The sequence below is a fragment of the Rhodoluna sp. genome, assembly GCF_049276775.1.
Taxonomy (GTDB): domain Bacteria; phylum Actinomycetota; class Actinomycetes; order Actinomycetales; family Microbacteriaceae; genus Rhodoluna.
In genome coordinates this window covers 1-3,418 of sequence record NZ_JBASXC010000002.1, presented here as the reverse complement: position 1 = coordinate 3,418, position 3,418 = coordinate 1, and the positions used below count along the sequence as shown (strand labels likewise).

The 3,418-nt window shown below is 53.5% G+C and carries 3 protein-coding genes and 1 tRNA gene; all 4 read left to right on the top strand.

Annotation, left to right across the window (positions count from 1 at the left end; translation table 11 throughout):
* On the top strand, positions 1-996 hold a 996-nt coding region (locus WAO31_RS00170), incomplete at its 5' end, for a prephenate dehydrogenase (protein ID WP_509588836.1).
* Entirely contained in the window at positions 993-1,640 is a 648-nt protein-coding gene (cmk, locus tag WAO31_RS00165) for a (d)CMP kinase (RefSeq protein WP_509588834.1), read from the top strand. The genes WAO31_RS00170 and cmk, both read left to right, overlap by 4 nt.
* 19 nt (positions 1,641-1,659) lie before the next feature.
* Positions 1,660-3,111: a ribosome biogenesis GTPase Der gene (gene der, locus WAO31_RS00160; RefSeq protein WP_509588832.1), complete on the top strand. Its 1,452-nt coding sequence runs from the start codon at positions 1,660-1,662 to the stop codon at positions 3,109-3,111.
* Positions 3,112-3,125: 14 nt separating this feature from the next.
* Positions 3,126-3,199 (top strand) — tRNA-Pro (locus tag WAO31_RS00155).
* Positions 3,200-3,418 lie beyond the last annotated feature (219 nt).

The window sequence follows — 3,418 nt, the reverse complement described above, 5'->3', positions numbered from 1 at the left end:
GTTCGTGTCCTGCTGGTAGATAGCTCGCCGCAGGTATTGAAACTGTCGGTTGATTTTGGAGCCGGAGAGAAATTCGAATCAGGAACTGAACCCAAACTGGTTGTGGTTTGTGTCCCACCCGATGTTGCCGCGAGCGTTATTTCGAGCGAACTTTCAAACCACCTCGAGGCTGTGGTGACCGATGTGGCAAGCGTTAAGGGCACAATTTTGTCGGAGCTAGAGGTATCCTCTTCTGATTTGGCTCGGTACGTTGGTTCCCACCCGATGGCGGGGCGCGAGCAGGCAGGAGCGCTTTCCGGTAGGTCGGATATCTTTATCGGTCGCCCCTGGGTTATCTCGGCCAATAAGTCTTCTTCTAAGCAGGCCATCGATGCCGTTGAGGCTCTAGCGCTTGATCTTGGCGCAAGCCTTATTCACCTAAGCCCAGCCGAGCACGACCGAGCCGTTGCGTTGGTGTCCCACGCTCCGCAGCTTATTTCTTCATTAATGGCAGCAAGGTTGGCCGAGTCAGAAGGGGGCGACATTGCGCTGGCGGGTCAGGGACTTCGAGACACCACTCGAATCGCAGCATCGGATCCAAAACTTTGGCTTCAAATACTGGCTGCCAACAGCGAACAAGTTGCCAAGGTGGTTGGCTTCTTGAAGGCTGATTTAGATATCGTGCTTTCCTCGCTTGAAAAAGTTGATGAGCCCGGCTCACTTGCCGTCCTTGGAAAATTACTGGAGCGAGGCAACTTAGGAGTTGCCCGGATTCCTGGCAAGCACGGCCAGCGCCCCACCGAATATGCAAAGGTCACAGTGATGATCGACGATAAGCCCGGAGAGCTTGCCAGACTCCTCACCGAAATCGGTGAGGTTGGAATAAACCTTGAGGACCTAACCCTCGAGCACGCTACCGGAGCAGCGGTTGGCTTACCAGAGCTATTTGTTCTTCCGGCAGTTGAGCAAAAGCTCATTGAAGAGCTCTCTGCACGCGGTTGGAAAATAGTCGGATGAGCCAAATAGTAGTTGCGGTTGATGGCCCAGCTGGATCTGGAAAATCAAGCGTTTCGAAAGCGGCAGCTCAACAGTTGGGATTTGGTTATTTAGACACTGGAGCTGGATACAGAGCTTTGACCCTTACCGCGCTGAATCACAATTTTGACCTTGAGTCGGTGGGAGAGCTGGATCTTGTAAAGATCTTCCCATACGAGATTTCCACCGATCCGGCCAATTATTCTGTTCGAGTTGGCGATGAAGACGTAACTGTGGGCATCAGATCCAAAGAGGTAGAGCTAAACGTCAGTAAGGTAGCTGCTCAACCGAAGGTTCGGGAGTTTATGAGGGAAATCACCCGCTCGATAGCCAATGACTGCAAAAGCCCAGGAATCATCGTTGAGGGGCGCGATATCACGACGGTTGTGCTGCCGGATGCCAAAACTCGGGTGCTGCTAACTGCCAGCGAAGAAGTTAGACTTGGAAGAAGGTCAGTTGATCTGCAGTCAGACGGATCAATCTCGGCGCAAGTAAGCGATCGAGACAAGAAAGACTCAAAAGTGGTTGATTTTCTAAACCCGGCCCCTGGGGTTTTTCTTCTGGACACCACCGAACTTTCCTTTGACGGTTCGGTTGCTGCCCTGGTTGATCTAATCAACCACTAATGAAGCTAAAGGATTTATGGTGCACGAAGAAAACTTCGACGAGCAAGCACGCGCGGACGTGCTGCGCGGCTCCCTTAGCGAATACGAGCTTGATGAAGAGGACTTAGCCCTCCTCGATATTCAGCTAGACGACAACGCCGTTCCCGGTTACCTGCCAGCGCTTCCGGTGCTTGCGATTGTTGGTCGACCAAATGTTGGAAAATCAGCCCTCGTCAACCGAATCATCGGTCGCCGAGAGGCGGTAGTAGAAGATGTCCCGGGTGTGACCAGGGACCGAGTTTCATACAAGGCCGAATGGAATGGTCGCAAGTTCACCCTGGTTGATACCGGTGGCTGGGAACCAAACCCCAAGGGAATTGATGCCGCTGTTGCGGCTCAGGCCGAGGTAGCGGTTGAGCTATCCGACGCGGTTTTGTTTGTTGTCGATGCCATGGTGGGTCCAACCGCAAGCGACGAGCGGGTAGTCAAGATGCTTAGAGCTTCTGGTAAGCCCGTGATTCTGGTCGCCAACAAAATCGATGATGTCCGCCAAGAGCCGGAAGCTGCAGCGCTTTGGTCGCTTGGACTGGGAGAGCCATACCCGGTTTCGGCAGTCCACGGCCGCGGGGTTGCGGACCTCTTGGATGTTGCAATGGCAAAACTTCCAAGCGTTTCGGCGGTAGCCGAACAGGAGTTTGGCGGACCCAGAAGAGTCGCGCTAATTGGTCGACCAAATGTTGGAAAGTCCTCGCTACTAAATAAGGCGGCTGGAAGCATTCGCGCGGTGGTGAGTGAAATTGCTGGAACCACCCGTGACCCGGTGGATGAGCAGATTGAGCTGGGCGGAAAGATTTGGCGTTTTGTTGATACAGCGGGAATTAGAAGGCGCATCAAATTAGCTCAGGGAGCTGATTTTTACGCCTCGCTTAGAACTGCGGCAGCGCTTGAGCGAACCGAGGTCGCGGTGATCTTGTTTGACGTCACCGAGCCAATCAGCGAAGGTGACATTCGAATCGTTGACCTGGCGCTTGAATCCGGTCGTGCAATGGTGCTTGCCTTCAACAAGTGGGATCAGTTAGATGAAGAAAGAAGACGTTACTTAGAGCGAGAAATCGAGCAAGACCTAGCTCACGTGGCCTGGGCCCCGAGGGTAAACATCTCTGCTCTTACTGGCCGGCACCTTGAGAAGCTCGTGCCCTCTCTAGAGGTAGCCCTTCACAGTTGGGACCTTCGAATCCCAACTGGAAAACTCAACACCTTTATACAGGAGCTCGCTATGGAGTTTCCGCACCCGGTTAGGGGAGGCAAGCAGCCGAGGATTCTGTTTGCAACCCAGGCTTCAACCAGGCCACCTAAGTTCATCCTTTTCACAACCGGCTTTTTGGACCCTCAGTACCGAAGGTTTATAGTCAGGCGCCTGCGGGAGAGCTTTGGGTTTGAGGGAACCCCGATCGAGGTATCCATGAGGGTTCGCGAAAAACGCAAGCGTTAGACTATTGGAAATTACGGGCTATAGCGCAGCTTGGTAGCGCGCTTGACTGGGGGTCAAGAGGTCGTGGGTTCAAATCCCGCTAGCCCGACTGGTAAGTAGAGGCATCGATGGAGCCGCCAGAGCGATACAAAGTTCCAACTCGGTGAGCCAGTCACATTTCAGCCCTATGCCCCAGGTAAGGTAACGTTTCCAATCGTTGCAGGCCAACTTGAGGAAGGGTTTCGTCGAATGAATAAGCTGCTGTGGGTATTGCAGTCCGTCCGAGGCCTTTATTGGGTTGCTCTCGGCGTGCTCCACTTTATGGTCC